The organism is Streptomyces sp. NPDC057900 (assembly GCF_042887885.1).
Classification (GTDB): domain Bacteria; phylum Actinomycetota; class Actinomycetes; order Streptomycetales; family Streptomycetaceae; genus Streptomyces.
The window spans coordinates 57,707-75,860 of record NZ_JBHVOI010000010.1 but is presented as its reverse complement, the minus strand read 5'-3'; the positions used below and the strand labels follow the sequence as shown (position 1 = coordinate 75,860).

Genomic DNA, 18,154 nt, shown 5'->3' with positions numbered 1-18,154 from the left:
GGAGACCCCTTTCATGCACGACGACCGGAACCTGGTCGAAGCACGTCTGGACCGCGTCCTCAGGGAACGCATCCGTCCGGCCGTCCACCCCGTCACCACCCCGCTGAACGTGGAGATCTGGTCCACGTCGGGCGAACCCGTCCCCGTGGCCGAGGGCCTCACGGCGCCGAACCGTCCCATCACCCCGGGCACCGCGTGGGGCGCGCCATGGGGGACCAGCTGGTTCAAGGTCACCGGGACGGTCCCCGCCGAGTGGGCGGGCCGCACGGTCGAGGCCGTGCTCGACCTCGGCTTCACCCCGCGCACGCCCGGCTTCCAGTGCGAGGGCCTCGTCCACCGGCCCGACGGCACCCCGGTCAAGGGCCTTCACCCGCGCAACTCGTACGTCCGCGTCGGATCACCGGTGGCCGGCGGGGAGCAGGTCGACTGGCGGATCGAGGCCGCCTCCAACCCCGACATCGACGCGAGCGGCGTGCCGTTCCAGCCGACACCGATGGGCGACAGATCCACCTCCGGCGACGCGCCGCAGTACGTGCTGGGCGAGATGAACCTGGCCGTGTTCGACGAGACGGTGTGGAACCTGGTCATGGACCTGGAGGTCCTCGGCGAGCTGATGGCGGAACTCCCGGTCGAGGGGGCGCGCCGCTGGGAGATCCTGCGGGCGGTCGGCCGGGCGCTGGACGCCGTCGACCTCCAGGACGTGAACGGTACGGCGCAGGCCGCGCGGGACGAACTGGCCGGTGTGCTCGCCGCCCCGGCCGTTCCCGCCGCGCACCGGATCAGCGCGGTCGGGCACGCGCACATCGACTCCGCCTGGCTGTGGCCGCTGCGTGAGACGGTGCGCAAGGTCGCCCGTACGACGTCGAACATGACGGCCCTCCTGGAGGAGGAGCCGGACTTCGTCTTCGCGATGTCGCAGGCGCAGCAGTTCGCCTGGATCAAGGAGCACCGGCCGGAGGTCTACACGAAGGTCAAGAAGGCGGTCGCGGACGGCCGGTTCGTGCCGACCGGCGGGATGTGGGTGGAGTCGGACACGAACATGCCGGGCTCGGAGGCGATGGCCCGTCAGTTCGTGCACGGCAAGCGGTTCTTCCTGGACGAGTTCGGGATCGAGAACGACGAGGCGTGGCTGCCCGACACCTTCGGCTTCGCGGCCGGACTGCCGCAGATCATCAAGGCGGCGGGCTCCAAGTGGCTGCTGACGCAGAAGATCTCCTGGAGCAGGACGAACACGTTCCCGCACCACACCTTCCAGTGGGAGGGCATCGACGGCACCCGGATCTTCACCCACTTCCCGCCGGTCGATTCGTACAACTGCGAGATGAGCGGCCGGCAGATCGCCCACGCGGCACGGAATTTCAAGGAGAAGGGGGTCGCCTCCCGGTCGCTCGCGCCGACCGGATTCGGTGACGGAGGGGGTGGCACCACCCGCGAGATGGTCGCCAAGGCCGCCCGGATGGGCAGTCTCGAAGGTTCGGCGGCCGTGGAGTGGGAGACCCCCGCCGGCTTCTTCACGAAGGCCGAGGCCGAGTACCCCGACCCGCCCGTCTGGGTCGGGGAGCTGTACCTGGAACTGCACCGCGCCACCCTCACCAGCCAGGCACAGACGAAGCGCGGCAACCGGCGCAGCGAATCGCTGCTGGCGGAGGCCGAGCTGTGGGCCACGACGGCCGCGGTACGGACCGGGTTCCCCTACCCGTACGAGGAGCTGGACCGGATCTGGAAGACGGTGCTGCTGCACCAGTTCCACGACATCCTGCCCGGCTCGTCCATCGCCTGGGTCCACCGCGAGGCGCGCGAGACCTACGCGCGGCTCGCCGCGGAGCTGGAGGGCATCATCGGCGGGGCGCAGCGCGCGCTGGCCGGTGACGCGTCCGGTGGCACGGACCTGGCCTTCAACTCGGCCCCGCACAGCCGTGGTTCGGTACCGGCAGGCGGTGCCTCGCCTCAGCCGGTCCACAACGAGGCGGTGGTTCCCGTACCGCTCGACGGTGGCGGATACGTCCTGGACAACGGGCTGTTGCGGGTCGAGATCGACGGACGCGGCCTGGTCGTCTCCGTGTACGACCACGGCGCGGAGCGCGAGGCGATCGCGCCCGGCCAGGCGGCGAACCTCCTCCAGCTCCACCCCGACTTCCCCAACCAGTGGGACGCCTGGGACGTCGACGCCTTCTACCGGAACGTCGGCAGTGACCTCACCGCCGTCACCGAACTGGGCGTCGAGGGAGCGGCGGTGCGCGTGGAGCGCTCCTTCGGCGACTCCCGCGTCGTCCAGCTCCTTACGGTCCCGGCCCGCGCCAAGCGGCTCGACATCGCCACCGAGGTGGACTGGCACGAGACCGAACGCTTCCTGAAACTCGCCTTCCCCCTGGACGTGAAGGCCGACCGGTACGCCTCCGAGACCCAGTTCGGCCATGTGTACCGTCCCACCCACCAGAACACGAGCTGGGAGTGGGCCAAGTTCGAGGCCTGCAACCACCGTTTCGTGCACGTCGACGAGCCGGGCTGGGGTGTCGCGATCGTGAACGACGCGACGTACGGCCACGACGTGACGCGTGCCGTGCGGACCGGGACCGACGCCGGCACGACCACGACCGTCCGGGCGTCACTGCTCCGGGCACCCCGCTACCCCGACCCCGAGACCGACCAGGGCGTCCACCGGTTCCACCACGCGCTGGTGCCGGGCGCGACGATCGGAGACGCGGTCCGCGAGGGCCACCGGGCCAACCTGCCGGAGCGCCGGGTCACCGGCAGCGCCGCGGAGGTCGCGCCCCTGGTGACCGTTGACAACGATGCCGTCGTGGTCAGCGCGGTGAAACTGGCCGACGACCGCAGCGGTGACCTGGTCGTCCGTCTCTACGAGGCGCAGGGCGGACGGGCCCGCGCCACCGTGCGCGTCGACGGCTTCGCCACCGCGAGGGCCGTTCCGGCCGATCTCCTGGAGCGACCGCTGACCGACGCCGAACGGCCGATGGAGAACGCCGGCGGCGTGGTGCTCGCGCTGCGGCCGTTCCAGCTGGTCACCCTGCGTCTGCCCCGCGCCTGACGGCGTGCCGCCCGGGACGGCGGCACCCGTTCCGGGACGTCGGCGGCGCACCGTACGCCGCCGACGTCCCGGTGGGCCGGACGGCCGGTACATACCGGAAGAGGACCGGAAGAGGACCGAGAGAGAACCGAGAGAAGGCCCCCGCATGACAGCCAGAGCCGCACACCCCGGACCACCAGAACCACCAGAACCACAGGAACCCCCCGACCCACCCGAGCCGTCCGAGCAGCCGGTCGCGGTATGCGTCATGGACCCCGCCGTGGCCGATTCCGTACTCCCCGCAGACCTGCGCACCCGCCTCTCCGGTGTCGTCCGTCTCGCCCCCGCCCCCGTCGGACACGATCCGGCGGCCGTGCCGGGCGACGCGGAGATCCTGATCAGCGGCTGGGGCTGCCCCCGGCTCACCGCTGGGGTCCTCGCGCGCGCACCCCGGCTGCGCGCCGTCATCCACGCCGCGGGGACCGTCAAGTCCCTGGTGAGCGACGCGGTGTGGGAACGCGGCATCGTGGTCTCGTCGGCCGCCGATGCCAATGCCGGGCCCGTCGCCTCGTACACCGTCGCCCTCATCGGACTCGCCGCCCGCCGGACCCTGACGATGGCCGCCGGATACCCCGGCGTGTGGCCCGGCGCCGCCGACCGCTCCGGCGCCGACGGCCTCACCGTGGGCATCGTCGGCGCCTCGCGCATCGGCCGCCGGGTGATGGCCGAACTGGCCCGGTCCGGCGCCGGTTACGAGATCCTGCTGTACGACCCGTACGTCACGGACGAGGCCGCGAACCGGCTCGGCGCGCGGCGGACCGGTCTCGCCGAGCTGTGCCGGCTGTCCCGGGTGGTGAGCGTGCACGTCCCGCTGCTGCCGGAGACGGAGGGGCTGATCGACGCCGCCATGCTCGCGCTCCTGCCCGACGGCGGCGCGCTGATCAACACGGCCCGTGGCGCCGTCGTCGACACGGACGCCCTCGCCCGGGAGTGCGCGACCGGCCGCATCGAGATCTACCTCGACGTGACGGACCCCGAACCGCTGCCCGTGGGCCATCCGCTGGCGGCCCTGCCGAACGTGCTGCTCAACTCCGCACATCGCCGGCGCACAGGGCAGCGAGGTGCGACGGCTCGGACAGTACGCGGTCGAGGAGACCGAGCGCTGGGTGGCCGGGAAGCCGCTGCTCGGTGAGGTCACCCGCGAGGCACTCCCGCGGCTGGCCTGACCGGCGGCGCGCCCCCGCGCGCGCACTTCCCCGTACCCATGGACGTCACATCACTCATCGCACCACCTCACGCAGCCGGTCCCGAAAGGCGGCCGGCGACGCCTGATCCCCGGTGAAAGGGCTTGATGTCATGACAACACTTGAGCAACCGGCCGCCCGCGCGGCCGAGGAGGGCGGGCAGGCGGGCCGCGAGCGGCCCGGCCGCCCACGCCGCCGACGCGACACGGGCCTGTTCTGGTTCCTGATCCCGGGCATCGTGGTCCTGCTGCTGTTCCACTACGTACCGCTGCTGGGCAACGTCATCGCGTTCCAGGACTATCAGCCCTACATCGGCATACTGCACAGTCCGTGGAACGGGCTGAAGAACTTCGAGGTCCTCTTCAACGGTGACGACCAGTTCGTCCGGGCGCTCGTCAACACGCTCGAACTGACTCTGATCCAGGTCGTGTTCGTCTTCCCCGTGCCGATCCTGCTGGCCCTGGCGCTGAACAGCCTGGTGAGCGAACGGGTCAAGAAGTGGGTGCAGAACGTCCTGTACCTGCCGCACTTCCTGTCCTGGGTGGTCGTCGTCGCCCTCTTCCAGCAACTGCTGGGCAACGGCGGCATGCTCAACCTGTTCCTCCAGGCCCACGACATGGGCACCTGGAACATCATCGGGAACCCCGAGCTGTTCAAGACCCTGCTCACCTCCCAGGTCATCTGGAAGGACACCGGCTGGGGCACGATCCTCTTCCTGGCCGCGCTCTCCCGCGTCGACAACGACCTCTACGAGGCGGCGGCCATGGACGGCGCCAGCCGCCTGCGGCAGACCTGGCACGTCACCCTGCCCGCCCTGCGCGGCCTGGTGATCCTGCTGCTCATCCTCCGCCTCGGTGACGCCCTGTCCGTCGGCTTCGAACAGATCCTGCTGCAACAGGGGGGTGTCGGCCTGGAGAACAGCGAGGTCCTGGACACCTACGTCTACAACCACGGCCTCATCGGCGGGGACTGGGGCGTCAGCGCCGCCGTCGGACTCGTCAAGGGAGTCATCGGAGTCGCGCTCGTCCTGGGCGCCAACAAGATCGCCCACCTGTTCGGCGAGGAAGGAGTGTACAAGTCATGACAACCCTGTCACCCGCACACCCGGTACGCCGCAGGCCCCGCAGGTCCTACAGCGCCATCCCCGGGGAGACCCCCGGCTCCCCGCCGTGGCGCGCCCTCAAATCGCTGATCCTGCTGATCTGCGTCGTGCTGGTCCTGCTGCCGTTCCTCGCGATCATCTCGACCTCCCTCGCCGACACCGGCCAGGTCACCAGGGCGGGCGGCTACGTCCTGTGGCCCGACAACCCCAGCTGGTCCGCCTACTCGGCGCTGCTCTCCGGCGGCCTGGTGTCCAAGGCCATGCTGGTCAGCGTCGGCATCACCGTGGTCGGCACCGCGCTGAGCCTCGTCTGCTCCATCATGCTGGCGTACGGGCTCAGCCGGCCCGGCTCCTTCGGTCACCGGCCGGTCCTCATCATGCTGCTGATGACCATGCTGTTCGCCCCGGGCGTCATCCCCAGCTATCTGATGGTCAAACAGCTCGGCCTGATCAACAGCTACTGGTCGCTGATCCTGCCGACCATGATCAACGCGTTCAACGTGATCGTGCTGCGGTCCTTCTTCATGAGCATCCCCAAGGAGCTGCTGGACTCCGCGCGCATCGACGGCGCCTCCGAGACGACGATCCTCACCAGGATCGTGCTCCCGCTCTCCAAGGCCGCCGTGGCCGTCATCGGCCTGTTCTACGCGGTGACCTACTGGAACGCGTTCTTCAACGCGCTGCTCTACATCAACGACGCGTCCAAGTGGCCCATGCAGCTCGTGCTGCGTACTTACGTCGTCAACAACGCGGCGCTCAGCGGCGGTCAGGTCGACGTCGCCGCCGGGGCGCCGCTGCCGCCCGCCCAGTCCCTCCAGGCCGCGATCCTCGTGCTCTCGATCGTGCCCATCGTGATCGTCTACCCCTTCCTCCAGCGCCACATGAACAAGGGCGTGATGGTCGGAGCGGTGAAGGGATAAGGGGATAAACTGTCATGAACTCATCACTCGGTCGCTCGTCACTCGGTCACTCATCACTCAGCCGCCGCGGCTTCCTCGCCTCGGCCGCCGGCGTCACGGCCGGCCTGACCCTGGCCGGCTGCGGGGACTACCGCCCCGTCTCGACCAAGGCCGCCAACGCCAAGGTCCCGCTGCCCGCCTACATCCCGTACAACGGCGTCCCGACGTCCATGCCCGCCACCGCGGCCGGTGTCGCGCCCGGATACCTCAACTTCCCGGCCGAGCCGGTGAAGTCACTGCCCGGCGGCCCGCCCGCCAAGGGCCCGGCCATCGACATCATGACGCTGATCTTCAACCCGGTGCCGCCGCCGGTGTCGGACAACGTCATGTGGCAGGCCCTGAACAGGAGCGTCGGGTGCGATCTCAACTTCCAGATCTCACCGGTCAGCGACTACCCGAACAAGTTCGCCGTGACCGTCGCGGGCGGCGATCTGCCCGACACCATGCTGATGCTGCCGCCGAGCCAGAACTCCGCCGCCACACCGGGCATGCTGGACGCGCTCTTCCAGGACCTCACCGAGCATCTCTCCGGTGACAGCATCCGGGACTATCCCTACCTCGCGAACATCCCGTCGCCCTCCTGGGCGCCCTGCGTGCTCAACGGCGGCATCTACGCCATCCCGATGCCCCGCCCGCTCTCCGGCGGCCCGGTCTTCACCCGGCTCGACCTGATCCGCGCACGCGGTCTCGATCCGGAACCGAAGAGCTGGCGGGAGTTCTTCCAGCTGTGCAAGGACGTCACCGACCGCAAGCACAGCCAGTACGCCATGGGCGACCCCATCACCGCGTTCGACACCGTGATGCAGATGCTCAAGGGACCCAACAAGTGGCGTGAGGAAGGAGGGAAGTTCACCTGGTGGTTCGAGACGGAGGAGGCCAAGCAGACCCTGGACGCGGTCCGCCGGATGACCAAGGCCGGTGTGATGCACCCGGACGCCTACAGCGTCACCGGGAAGGTCAAGGACTGGTTCGGCACCGGACAGACCGTCCTGAACCCCGACGGTCCCGTGGCCTGGAACGACTACTACTCCATGTACGCCCCGGCCACCAAGGGCTTCGAGCTCGGCTACCTGCTCGCGCCCGGCTGGGACGGCGGCGAGGGCGTCCAATGGCAGGGCCAGTCCTACTACGGCATGCTCATCATCAAGAAGGCGCCCAAGGAGCGGATCAAGCAGATCCTGCGCGCGATGAACGCACTCGCGTCGCCCTTCGGTACGGACGGCTACCTGCTGCGCAAGTACGGCGTCCCCGGCGCGGACCACACCCTCAAGGGGACCGACCCGATCCTCACCCCGAAGGGCCAGGCCGAGGTCACCCTGCCGACCATCTTCGCCACCGACGCGCCCTTCACGCTGTACTACCCCTCCAGGCCGGAGATCGTGAAGACGCAGTACGCGTTCCAGAAGGAAGCGGTCGAACGGCTGCTCGCCAATCCGACCGAGGACCTGTACTCGCCGACCAACGCCAAGATGTCCGCGCTGCTCCAGAAGACCCTGGACGACACCCGCAAGGGCATCATGCAGGGCCGCGTCCCCCTCAAGGAGTGGGACGAGACGATGCGGAACTGGCGCAAGCAGGCCGGCGACCAAATCCGCGCGGAGTACGAACAGGCATGGGAGAGCCGCCAGTCATGAACCGCACCCCCACCGAGGACCGCGCCCACTGGGAGCGCACCGCGGACCGGATGCTGCTCGCCGTACGGCCGTACGCCACCGACGAGCACGCCCTGATCGGCCTGCCCGGCGTGCCGAGCCACAACGGCGCGCACAGCGACGGTCTCGAAGGCTTCGCCCGCACCTTCCTGCTGGCCGGATTCCGGTTGGCGGGAGCGGGCGGAGCCGACCCGCTGGACCTCGCCGGCTGGTACGCCGCCGGCCTGTCCGCCGGCACAGACCCCGCGAACCCGGAGCGCTGGCCGGCCTTCGCCGAGCGCGGCCAGGCGAAGGTCGAGGCCGCGTCGATCGTGATCGCCCTGCACGAGACCCGGCCGTGGATCTGGGACCGCCTCGACGACCGGGTCAGGCAGCGGGTCCTGGACTGGCTGGCGCCCATGGTGGGCGACCCGATGCCGGGCAACAACTGGATCTGGTTCCAGGGCGTCACCGAGGCGTTCGCCCGCACGGCCGGCGGACAGTGGCGCCAGCAGGACATCGACCGGGTCATCGCCCTCACCGACGGCTGGTACGCGGGCGAGGGCTGGTACTCGGACGGGCTCACCGGCGCCGCCCACCGCAACTTCGACCACTACAACGGCTGGGCCATGCACCTGTACCCGCTGTGGTTCTGCCGCATCCTCGGCGACGCCGCGCCCAGTGGACTCCTCGACCGCTACCGGGCCAGGCTGCACCGTTTCCTGACGGACCAGCGCCTCCTGACCGGCGCCAACGGCTCACCGCTCGTCCACGGCCGTTCCCTCACCTACCGGCACGCCGCGCTCGCCCCGCTGTGGACCGGCGCACTGTTCGACGCCACACCGCTGGCACCGGGGGAGACCCGGGCGCTCGCCAGCCGGACGCTGGACCACTTCACCGGCCACGGCGCCACCGACGAGCACGGCCTGCTGACACTCGGCTGGCACCGGCCCTTCCGGGGCATTCTGCAGGGGTACTCGGGCCCCGCCTCCCCGTACTGGGCGAGCAAGGGGTTCATCGGCCTCGCCCTGCCGCCCGAGCACCCGGTCTGGACAGCGGAGGAACCCCCGCTGCCCGTCGAACAGGGCGACTTCACGCGGACCCTGACCGCGCCGGGCTGGCTCGTCTCGGGCACCGCCGCCGACGGCGTCGTCCGTGTCGTCAACCACGGCGGCGACCACGCGGACCCGGCCCGCCCGCACGCCGACGACCCCGCCTACGCCCGTTTCGCCTACTCGACGCACACCGCCCCGGAGACTTTTGGCGACCCGACGGTCCCCGGCGGCAGCGCGGACGCGGACCCGCTCGACAACGCGGTCGTCCTGCTGGACGCGGCGGGACGCGCCTCGCACCGGCGCCCCGCGGAGAGGATCTCCATCGACGGCGCCACGGCCGTCTCCCGGTCCCGCGCGCACTGGCCGAAGGACGCGACCTGGGACGTCTTCGGCGGGCCGGACACCCCCTACGCCCTCGGCCCCTGGATCACCACGGGTTCGGCCCTGCGAGGCTCCGTCGAGGTGCGCGCCGTACGGGTCGACCGCTGCGCGGAGGACTCCGCGGACGGCGGCGCCGCGTCCGGCCACCGGCTGCGGGTCGGCGGCTGGGCGCTGGCCGTCGATCCCCGCTCCGGTTCCGGCGCCGCAGCCGTCGAGGGAGCCACGGCCCGGGTCGCGGGGACCGACGGGCTGGTCTCCGTCGTCATCGGAGCCCACCGGCTGCCCCGCGCGGACTCGGTGGCCGGCGCCGGCAGCAACGCCCTCGGCGCCTCCTCCGCCACCCCGGTCGTGGCGACCGAGGGACCCGTCACGCACGGCGCGATCCACGTCGCCCTCATCCACCTGGGCGGCACAGAGCCCGGCGCCCTGCCCCGGGTCACCACCCGCGCCGAGGACAACGCCCTGCTCGCCGACGTGTCCTGGCCCGACGGCGCGCACGACACCATCCGGCTGCCCGCCCCCGACTCCGCGTACGACCCCTGGAAGGACCAGTTCCGTGCATGACGACCGCCGGATCATCGAGGCCAGGATCCGCAAGCTGCTCGACCGGACCGTCCGCCCCGCCGTCTACAGCGCCGTACGCCCGCTGGCCCTGAGCGCCTGGCGCGTGGACGGCGAGCCCGTCCCCGTCACCGAGGCACTGGACGCCGACTACGAACCCTTCACGATCGGTGACGCCTGGGGCAGCCCTTGGCGGACGACCTGGATGCGGGCCCGCGCCGACATCCCCGGCGACTGGTCGGGGCGCCGCGTGGAGGCCGTCTTCGACCTCGACTTCGACCTGTCCAAGGGGCCCGGCGGCCAGGCAGAGGGCCTGGTCCACGACGCCCAGGGCGCGCCGCTCCAGGGCCTTCACCCGTACAACCGCAGCGTGCTCCTCGACGACTCCGCCACCGGCGGCGCCGCCGTCGACCTGCTGATCGAGCTGGCCGCCAACCCGCCGATCGTCGGCAGCGCCGGACTCCACCTGCACCACGGCTCCCTGGAAACCGCCGGAGACGCGCCCCTCTACCGCCTGAAGCAGGCCGACATCGCGGTGCGCGAGGAAGACGTGTGGCACCTCGTCCACGACATCGAGGTCCTCGACGAGCTGATGCACGAACTGCCGCTCACCTCCACCCGGCGCCACGAGATCCTCTACGCCCTGCGCCGCGCCGCCGACGCCGTCGACCCGGCCGACGTCGCCGGAACGGCGGCGCGCGCCAGGGCACTCCTGGCCGACGTGCTGTCCCGGCCCGCGCACGCCTCCGCGCACACCCTCTCCGCCGTCGGCCACGCGCACATCGACTCGGCCTGGCTGTGGCCGGTCCGCGAGACCGTACGCAAGTGCGCGCGCACCTTCACCAACATGACCACCCTCGCCCAGGAGTACCCCGAGCTGGTCTTCGCCTGCTCCTCCGCACAGCAGTACGCGTGGATGAAGCAGCAGCGCCCGGACATCTACGCCCGCATGAAGAAGGCGGCCGCCGACGGCAACTGGGTCCCGGTCGGCGGCATGTGGGTCGAGGCGGACGGGAACCTGCCGGGCGGAGAGGCACTCGCCCGCCAACTCGTCTACGGGCGGCGCTTCTTCGCCGAGGAGTTCGGCGTCGGGCAGCCCGGGATCTGGCTGCCCGACTCGTTCGGGTACACCGCCGCCTACCCGCAGCTCGCCAAGCTGGCGGGCGCCGAGTGGTTCCTCACCCAGAAGCTCTCCTGGAACGAGACGAACCGGCTGCCCCACCACACCTTCGAATGGGAGGGCATCGACGGCTCGCGCGTCTTCACCCACTGCCCGCCCGTCGACAGCTACAACGCCTCACTGACGGCCGGTGAGAACGCCCACGCCGAGGGCAACTTCAGCGACAAGGGCGTCGCCACCCGCTCGCTCGTCCCGTTCGGCTACGGGGACGGCGGCGGCGGCCCCAGCCGCTCGATGTTGGAGAAGGCCCGCCGGCTGCGCGACCTCGAAGGCTCACCGAAGGTCGTGGTCGAGTCGCCCGACGCCTTCTTCGAGGCGGCACGCGCCGAACGCGAGGACGCGCGACTGCCCGTCTGGCGCGGCGAGTTGTACCTGGAGAACCACCGGGGCACCTACACCAGCCAGGCCCGCACCAAACGGGGCAACCGGCGCAGCGAGGCGCTGCTGCGAGAGGCGGAACTGTGGGCGGCCACCGCCGCCGTACGGTCCGGCGCGCCCTACCCGTACGAGCGGCTCGAATCGCTGTGGCAGCGGGTCCTGCTCAACCAGTTCCACGACATCCTGCCCGGCTCGTCCATCGCCTGGGTGCACCAGCAGGCCGAGCGGGAGTACGGGGAGATCCACGCCGAACTGGAGACGCTGATCGCGGACGCGGCGGAGCGGCTGCCGGGCCGGCCCGCACTCCTCAACGCCGGACCGTACGCGCGCCGCGAGGTCGCCGTCCTCGCGGGCGATCCGGGGTTCGCGGGCGCACAGCGCCTGGCGGACGGGCGTACGGCCGTCCTCGCGGAGGCCGGGCCGCTGGCCTCAGGCGGCACGGCGGGGGCCCGCGAGCCCGTCACGGCCCGTGCGCAGGACGGCGGATTCGTCCTCGGCAACGGGGCGCTGACCGTCGTCGTGGACCGGCGCGGGCTGATCACCTCGGTGTACGACCACGCGGCACGGCGGGAAGCGATCGCCCCCGGCACCGTCGGCAACCTCCTCCAGCTCCACCCGGACGACCCGAACCTGTGGTCGGCGTGGAACATCGACTCCTACTACCGCGACGTCGTGCACGACGTCGACACGTGCGAGTCGCTGGCACTCGCGGACGGGGGCCCGCTGCTCGCGTCGGTCCGGGTCGAACGCGTCCACGGCGACTCGCGATTCGTCCAGCACATCGAACTCGCCGCCGAGAGCCGCCGGGTGACCGTCCGCAACGACATCGACTGGCAGGAGCGCGACACGGTGCTGAAGGCCGCCTGGCCGCTGGACGTGCACGCGGAACGGGAGAGCGCGGAGATCCAGTTCGGCCATGTGCAGCGGCCCACCCACGAGAACACCAGCTGGGACGCCGCCCGCTTCGAACTGTGGGCGCACCGCTGGGTGCATGTGGGCGAACGGCACTGGGGCGCCGCACTGCTGACCGACTCGACCTACGGTCACGACGTGCGCCGCGACACCCGCCCGGACGGCGGAACCACCACCACACTGCGGCTCTCCCTGCTGCGCTCCCCGCACAGCCCCGACCCGCAGGCCGACCGGGGCACCCACCGCTTCAGCTACGCGCTGCTCGCCGGCGCCGGGATCGAGGAGGCCGTCGCGGGAGGCTACGCGCTGAACCTGCCGCTGCGGGCCGCCCCGGCGGAGGCGGCCGCACTGGTCACGCTCGACACCACGGATGTGGTGGTGGAGTCGGTCAAGCTCGCCGACGACCGGAGCGGCGACGTCGTGGTGCGGCTGTACGAGGCGTGCGGGGGAGCGGTCCGGGCCCGGCTGAGCGCCGGATTCCCGCTCGCCGGGGCACAGGACTGCGACCTGCTGGAGCGGCCGGAGCGGGAGCTGGCGCCGGAGGACGGGGGAGTCGGCCTCGCGTTCCGGCCCTTCCAGATCCGCACGGTGCGCCTGCGGCCGACGGTGCGGAAGTGAAGTCATCCGGCGAGAGGGACAGTTGTGCCGAGGGGCGCGTCCGCCCCCGGCGCGCTGTCCCGCCCGCGTCGTACCATTCCATCGATTCTGTTGCCGTCGCAGGCGGGGCGGCGATCGCGCCGCCGCCCGCAGAGGCTGGGAGAGACACGTTGACGAGCAAGACGGCGAGCACGGAGAAGGGCGCCATCCGGCGTGGCACCAATCTGCCGAGGATGGGGGACTTCAACGAGTCCGTGATCCTCGACGCCATCCGCCGGCGGGGGCGCGGCGGACTGAGCCGGGTGGAGCTCGCGCAGGCCACCGGCCTGTCCGCGCAGACCGTCTCCAACATCACCCGACGACTGCTCGACCAGGGCCTCGCCCGTGAGTCGGGCAAGCACAACACCGGCAGCGGAAAGCCCCGCACCCTGCTGGAGATCGTCCCCACCTCCCGGTACGCGGTGGGCGTCCACCTCGACCCCGCCGTGATCACCTGCGTCCTGGTGGACCTGCTCGGGAAGGTCGTCGCCCAGCGCAGCCGGCGTACCCCCAGTGGCGGCGACACCGACGGCACCGTCGCGGACATGGCCGCGTCCGTGTCCGGGATCGTGGCGGAGTCCGGGATCGACGACGGACGGATCCTCGGCCTCGGCATCGCCGCGCCGGGTCCCATCGACGTCACCGCGGGGTGGGTGGTGGAACCGCCCGAGCTGCATGGCTGGGGCCGCTATCCGCTGCGCGACCGGCTGAGCGAGGCGACCGGGTTCCCGGCCCTGCTCGACAAGGACGTCACGGCCGCCGTCGTCGCCGAGCGCTGGGCGGGGACGGGCACCGACAGCCGCAACCTGCTCTTCTTCTACCTCGGTACGGGTTCCGGCATGGGGCTCGTGGTGGACGACACCGTGCTGCGCGGCGTCTCCGGGAACGCGGGCGAGGTGGGCGGGCTCGGCGCCGCCTGCTCGACGCGGACCCTGGTCGAGGAGGCCATCGCTCTCGGCGTGCTCGGTGGCGAGTACACCGTGCTCGATCCGGCCGACGCGCAGAGCGGCCTGGAGCGCCTCGGGCAGCTCGCCGCGGAGGGGGACGCCCAGGCGGACGGCATCATCGAGCGGCTGGGGCTGCGCGTAGGGCGGGGGGTGTGCGCGGCGGCGACGCTGCTGGACGTCGACAGCATCGTCTTCGGGGGGCCTGCCTGGCACGTACTGGGCGAGCGTCTGCTGACCACCATCGAGCCGATGGTGGCGAGGTCCCCGTTCGTCAGGGCGGCCCACGCCACGACCGTCGCCTCGACCGTCCTGGGCGAGAACGTGGCCGCCGTCGGAGCGGCCTCCCTCGTCCTCGACCAGGCGCTCTCAGCCCAGCCGAGGTCCCTGCTGCTGGGCTGAGGACACGACGGGCGAGGCGAGAGGACAACGGGCGGGGAGACGACGGGCGAGGGGACACGCGGACCGGAGAGCTCCGGGACATAAGGCGTACGCCAGCATGGTGCGTTTGCAATAGCCCGCGCTTGCAATTATTGTTTTCGCTTGTAAGGCGCTGTTGCACGCGTGTCCCCCCGGAGAGAACGAGACATCATGAGCTCCATCCCGAACATCACCCTCAACAACGGCGTCACCATGCCGCAGCTCGGCTTCGGGGTCTTCCAGGTCCCCGACGAGGAGACCACCGCCGCCGTCGCCACGGCCCTGGACGCCGGATACCGCAGCATCGACACCGCCGCGATCTACGGCAACGAGCGGGACGTCGGCCGCGCCCTCGCCGAATCCGGCGTCGCCCGTGACGAGCTGTTCATCACCACCAAGCTGTGGAACGCCGACCAGGGCTACGACGCCGCGCTGGCCGCCTTCGACGCCTCCCTGGAAAAGCTCGGGCTCGACCACGTCGACCTCTACCTGATCCACTGGCCGACCCCGGCCCGCGACCTCTACTCCGACACCTGGCGCGCCCTGGAGAAGCTCCTCGCGGACGGACGCACCCGCGCCATCGGCGTCTCCAACTTCCAGCCCGCCCACCTGGACCGCCTGCTGAAGAGCGCCACCGTCGTTCCGGCCGTCAACCAGATCGAGCTGCACCCCGGCCTCCAGCAGCGGGAACTGCGCGAATTCCACGCCCGCCACGGCATCGCCACCGAGGCCTGGAGCCCGCTCGCCCAGGGCGCCGTCCTGAGCGACGAGGCGGTCGTCTCCCTCGCGGCGAAGCACGGCAGGAGCCCGGCCCAGATCGTCCTGCGCTGGCACCTGCAGACCGGCAACGTGGTCATCCCCAAGTCGGTGACAGAGGCCCGCATCCGCGAGAACCTCGACGTCTTCGGCTTCCGGCTGAGCACCGAGGACATCGCGGCCCTCACCACCCTGGACCGCGCCCTGCGCACCGGCCCGGACCCCGACACCCTCAACTGACCCTCCCCGGCCACCGCCGCACCCCCCACGCACAAGATCGAGGCACCACCATGACCATCCGCTCCCTGCTGCCCGGCCGCATCGGCTTCGGCACCGCCCCCCTGGGCAACATGTTCCGCGCCATCCCCGACGAAGAGGCCGCCGCCACCGTGCAGGCCGCCTGGGACCAGGGCATCCGCTACTTCGACACCGCCCCGCTGTACGGCGCCGGACTCGCCGAGATCCGCCTCGGCGACGTCCTCGCCGACAAGCCGCGCGACGAGTACGTCCTGTCCACCAAGGTCGGCCGGGTCATCCTCGACGAGACCGAGGACCCCGCGAGCCGCCGACTCGGAGAGAAGGGCGCCCTCTTCGAGCACGGACGCCCCAACAGGATCGTCAACGACTACAGCGCCGACGCGACGCTGCGCTCCGTCGAGGACAGCCTCAAGCGCCTCGGGACGGACCGCCTCGACATCGTCTGGGTCCACGACATCGCCCAGGACTTCTACGGCGACGACTGGATCGCCATGTACGAGAGCGCCCGCACCGGTGCGTTCCGCGCCCTGACCCGGCTGCGCGAGGAGGGGGTCATCAAGGCCTGGGGCCTCGGCGTCAACAAGGTCGAGCCGCTGGAGATGACCCTGGACCTGGACGAGCCGCGTCCCGACGCGTTCCTCCTCGCCGGCCGCTACACCCTGCTCGACCACGCGCGGGCCCTGCAGCGCCTCCTGCCCGCCGCGGCCGAGCGACACGTCGACATCGTCGTCGGCGGCCCCTACAGCTCCGGTATCCTCGCCGGCGGCAACCACTACGAGTACGCCGAGGCGCCCGCGGAGATCGTCGAGAAGGTGAGCCGGATCAAGGCGCTGGCACAGGAGAACGGCATCGGCATCAAGTCCGCCGCGCTCCAGTTCGTCCTGGCGCACCCGGCCGTCGCCGCGGCCATCCCCGGCGCGACCCGCCCCAGCCGGATAGCCGAGGACCTCGGCGCCCTCACCGAGAACGTGCCGTACGCCTTCTGGAAGGCGCTGCGGGACCAGAAGATCATCGCCCACGACGCGCCCGTTCCCGTCCGGGAAGCGTCATGACCGCCACCACCGTCACCCTCACCACAGCGTCGTCCGCGGACCGGGTCTGGCAGCTCATCGGCGGCTTCGGCTCCCTGCCGGACTGGCTCCCCTACATCAAGGAGAGCCGGCTCGGCGAGGGTGCCCGGCTGCGCACTCTGACGAACGAGGAGGGCGGCGTCATCGTGGAACGCCTGGAGTCCTTCGACGAGCGGGCCCGCAGCTACGCCTACTCCATAGTCCGGGCCCCCTTCCCGGTTACGGGCTACCGCTCCACCCTCCGGGTCGTCGACCTGGGCGTGGCGGGATCCAGGGTGGAGTGGTCGGGAACGTTCACCCCGGACGGAGTCACGGACGGAGAGGCGACCGCACTCTTCGAGGGCATCTACCGCGACGGACTCGCCGCGCTGGAGAGAACCCTCTCCGCCTGACCCGGCGGGCACCCGGGAACAAGAACACCTGAGACACCAGCCGCTCACCGCCCCTGTGCTATCCAGGGGCGGTGACGACTACTCACCCCTCTCGCAGGGCTTTCGACGCGGTGTTGTGCGATTTCGACAACGTGATCCGGTTCTATGACACGACACGGTTGACGAGCCTGGAGCGCCTCGCGGGGCTGGCTCCGGGCACGACCATGGAAGTGGCCTTTGCGCCGGAGACGGATCTGCCACTGCTTCTCGGTGAGATCACTCAGAACCAGTGGGTGGAGTCCATCGCGCTCGGCCTGTCCTGCCGGGTGCCGCGGGCGCGGGCTCACGAGCTGGGCGCGGCGCTCGCCGAGGCGCCGTTCCGTGCCGACGAGGTGGTGGTGGGCCTGCTCCGCCGGGTGCGCGCTCACGTCCCCCTGGTCCTGGTGACCAACGCGACCCTGGAGTTGGAGAGCGATCTGGTGTCGCTGGGGCTGGCGGACCTCGCTGACCATGTCGTGAGCAGTGCCCGGGTGGGGGTCGCCAAGCCGGACCCGAAGATCTACGAGATCGCTGCCGAGCGGGCCGGAGTCGCCGTGGACCGATGCCTTTTCGTGGACGACCGGCTGGAGAACATCGAAGCCGCGGTCGCGCTCGGGATGACCGGCGTGCACTTCCGCGGACCATCGGACCTCCAGGCGTCGCTCGGGCCCCTGCTGGACGGCTGAGTTCCCTCGGCCGACGCGGCAACAGGTGCGCCGAGAGGCCGATCGCTCCCGAAAACTAATAAGGCTGCTTGATAAGGTAGCCTTATTAGATGAACGAAGATCTTGATCCGGGAAAGGTCGCCGCCTCCCTGCTCGTGGGCGTCGGAGCGCTGCTGCGGCGCGTGCGGCAGGTGCCCACCGGAGGCGGGCTCACGATGCCCGAGCGGACCGCCCTGTCACATCTGGAGCGTTCGGGGCCCACCACCTCCTCCGCACTGGCCCGGGAAGTACAGATCACCGCCCAGGCCATGGGGGCGACGCTCGCCGCGCTGAGGTCCCGGGGCCTGGTCGAGCGCAACCCCGACCCGGACGACGGCAGGCGCGTGGTGCTGTCGGTGAGCGAGGCCGGCCGGCGGGAGCTGAGCAACAAACGCAACGCGCGCACCGAGCTCATCGCCCAGGCCCTGGCCGGCGGCGCGTTCACTCAGACCGAGCTGGAGCGGCTCGCGGCGGCAGGGCCACTGCTGGACCGGCTGGCCCAGAACATCTGAACATCCGGCACCGACG

At 71.1% G+C, this 18,154-nt stretch carries 12 protein-coding genes and 1 pseudogene; all 13 read left to right on the top strand.

What is annotated here, in order from left to right; translation table 11 throughout:
* Positions 1-13: 13 nt before the first annotated feature.
* Positions 14-3,046 (top strand): alpha-mannosidase, encoded by a 3,033-nt coding sequence (locus tag ACFVQ0_RS28800; RefSeq protein WP_390092109.1) that lies wholly within the window; start codon positions 14-16, stop codon positions 3,044-3,046.
* Between the two features lie 247 nt (positions 3,047-3,293).
* Positions 3,294-4,251, top strand: a pseudogene (locus ACFVQ0_RS28795) (hydroxyacid dehydrogenase).
* A 130-nt stretch (positions 4,252-4,381) separates the two neighbouring features.
* Positions 4,382-5,353, top strand: coding sequence for an ABC transporter permease (locus ACFVQ0_RS28790; protein ID WP_390092108.1), 972 nt, complete (start codon positions 4,382-4,384; stop codon positions 5,351-5,353).
* Positions 5,350-6,291 (top strand): carbohydrate ABC transporter permease, encoded by a 942-nt coding sequence (locus ACFVQ0_RS28785; RefSeq protein ID WP_390092107.1) that lies wholly within the window; start codon positions 5,350-5,352, stop codon positions 6,289-6,291. The genes ACFVQ0_RS28790 and ACFVQ0_RS28785 overlap by 4 nt, the downstream gene beginning before the upstream one ends.
* 14 nt (positions 6,292-6,305) lie before the next feature.
* Entirely contained in the window at positions 6,306-7,964 is a 1,659-nt protein-coding gene (locus tag ACFVQ0_RS28780) for a substrate-binding domain-containing protein (protein ID WP_390092106.1), read from the top strand.
* Complete coding sequence (locus tag ACFVQ0_RS28775; RefSeq protein WP_390092105.1) at positions 7,961-9,961, top strand: DUF2264 domain-containing protein; 2,001 nt, start codon at positions 7,961-7,963, stop codon at positions 9,959-9,961. Before ACFVQ0_RS28780 ends, ACFVQ0_RS28775 begins: the two co-directional genes overlap by 4 nt.
* Positions 9,954-13,046: an alpha-mannosidase gene (locus tag ACFVQ0_RS28770; protein WP_390092104.1), complete on the top strand. Its 3,093-nt coding sequence runs from the start codon at positions 9,954-9,956 to the stop codon at positions 13,044-13,046. The genes ACFVQ0_RS28775 and ACFVQ0_RS28770 overlap by 8 nt, the downstream gene beginning before the upstream one ends.
* Before the next feature lie 149 nt (positions 13,047-13,195).
* Positions 13,196-14,410: an ROK family protein gene (locus tag ACFVQ0_RS28765; protein WP_390092103.1), complete on the top strand. Its 1,215-nt coding sequence runs from the start codon at positions 13,196-13,198 to the stop codon at positions 14,408-14,410.
* 189 nt (positions 14,411-14,599) lie between these two features.
* Positions 14,600-15,424: an aldo/keto reductase gene (locus ACFVQ0_RS28760; protein ID WP_390092102.1), complete on the top strand. Its 825-nt coding sequence runs from the start codon at positions 14,600-14,602 to the stop codon at positions 15,422-15,424.
* Positions 15,425-15,474: 50 nt separating this feature from the next.
* The gene (locus ACFVQ0_RS28755) at positions 15,475-16,494 is read left to right on the top strand and encodes an aldo/keto reductase (RefSeq protein WP_390092101.1); all 1,020 of its coding nucleotides are present in this window, start codon (positions 15,475-15,477) and stop codon (positions 16,492-16,494) included.
* Positions 16,491-16,904: an SRPBCC family protein gene (locus ACFVQ0_RS28750; protein WP_390092100.1), complete on the top strand. Its 414-nt coding sequence runs from the start codon at positions 16,491-16,493 to the stop codon at positions 16,902-16,904. Before ACFVQ0_RS28755 ends, ACFVQ0_RS28750 begins: the two co-directional genes overlap by 4 nt.
* A gap of 71 nt (positions 16,905-16,975) precedes the next feature.
* Positions 16,976-17,608: an HAD family hydrolase gene (locus tag ACFVQ0_RS28745; RefSeq protein WP_390092099.1), complete on the top strand. Its 633-nt coding sequence runs from the start codon at positions 16,976-16,978 to the stop codon at positions 17,606-17,608.
* An 89-nt stretch (positions 17,609-17,697) separates the two neighbouring features.
* Positions 17,698-18,138, top strand: coding sequence for a MarR family winged helix-turn-helix transcriptional regulator (locus tag ACFVQ0_RS28740; RefSeq protein ID WP_390092098.1), 441 nt, complete (start codon positions 17,698-17,700; stop codon positions 18,136-18,138).
* Positions 18,139-18,154: the final 16 nt, after the last annotated feature.

Excerpts from the sequence above, each read along its gene's own strand:
- ACFVQ0_RS28740 (WP_390092098.1), top strand. The coding sequence starts at position 17,698 with ATGAACGAAGATCTTGATCCGGGAAAGGTCGCCGCCTCCCTGCTCGTG.
- ACFVQ0_RS28750 (WP_390092100.1), top strand. The coding sequence starts at position 16,491 with ATGACCGCCACCACCGTCACCCTCACCACAGCGTCGTCCGCGGACCGG.
- ACFVQ0_RS28780 (WP_390092106.1), top strand. The coding sequence starts at position 6,306 with ATGAACTCATCACTCGGTCGCTCGTCACTCGGTCACTCATCACTCAGC.
- ACFVQ0_RS28790 (WP_390092108.1), top strand. The coding sequence starts at position 4,382 with ATGACAACACTTGAGCAACCGGCCGCCCGCGCGGCCGAGGAGGGCGGG.
- ACFVQ0_RS28775 (WP_390092105.1), top strand. The coding sequence starts at position 7,961 with ATGAACCGCACCCCCACCGAGGACCGCGCCCACTGGGAGCGCACCGCG.
- ACFVQ0_RS28755 (WP_390092101.1), top strand. The coding sequence starts at position 15,475 with ATGACCATCCGCTCCCTGCTGCCCGGCCGCATCGGCTTCGGCACCGCC.
- ACFVQ0_RS28785 (WP_390092107.1), top strand. The coding sequence starts at position 5,350 with ATGACAACCCTGTCACCCGCACACCCGGTACGCCGCAGGCCCCGCAGG.
- ACFVQ0_RS28800 (WP_390092109.1), top strand. The coding sequence starts at position 14 with ATGCACGACGACCGGAACCTGGTCGAAGCACGTCTGGACCGCGTCCTC.
- ACFVQ0_RS28760 (WP_390092102.1), top strand. The coding sequence starts at position 14,600 with ATGAGCTCCATCCCGAACATCACCCTCAACAACGGCGTCACCATGCCG.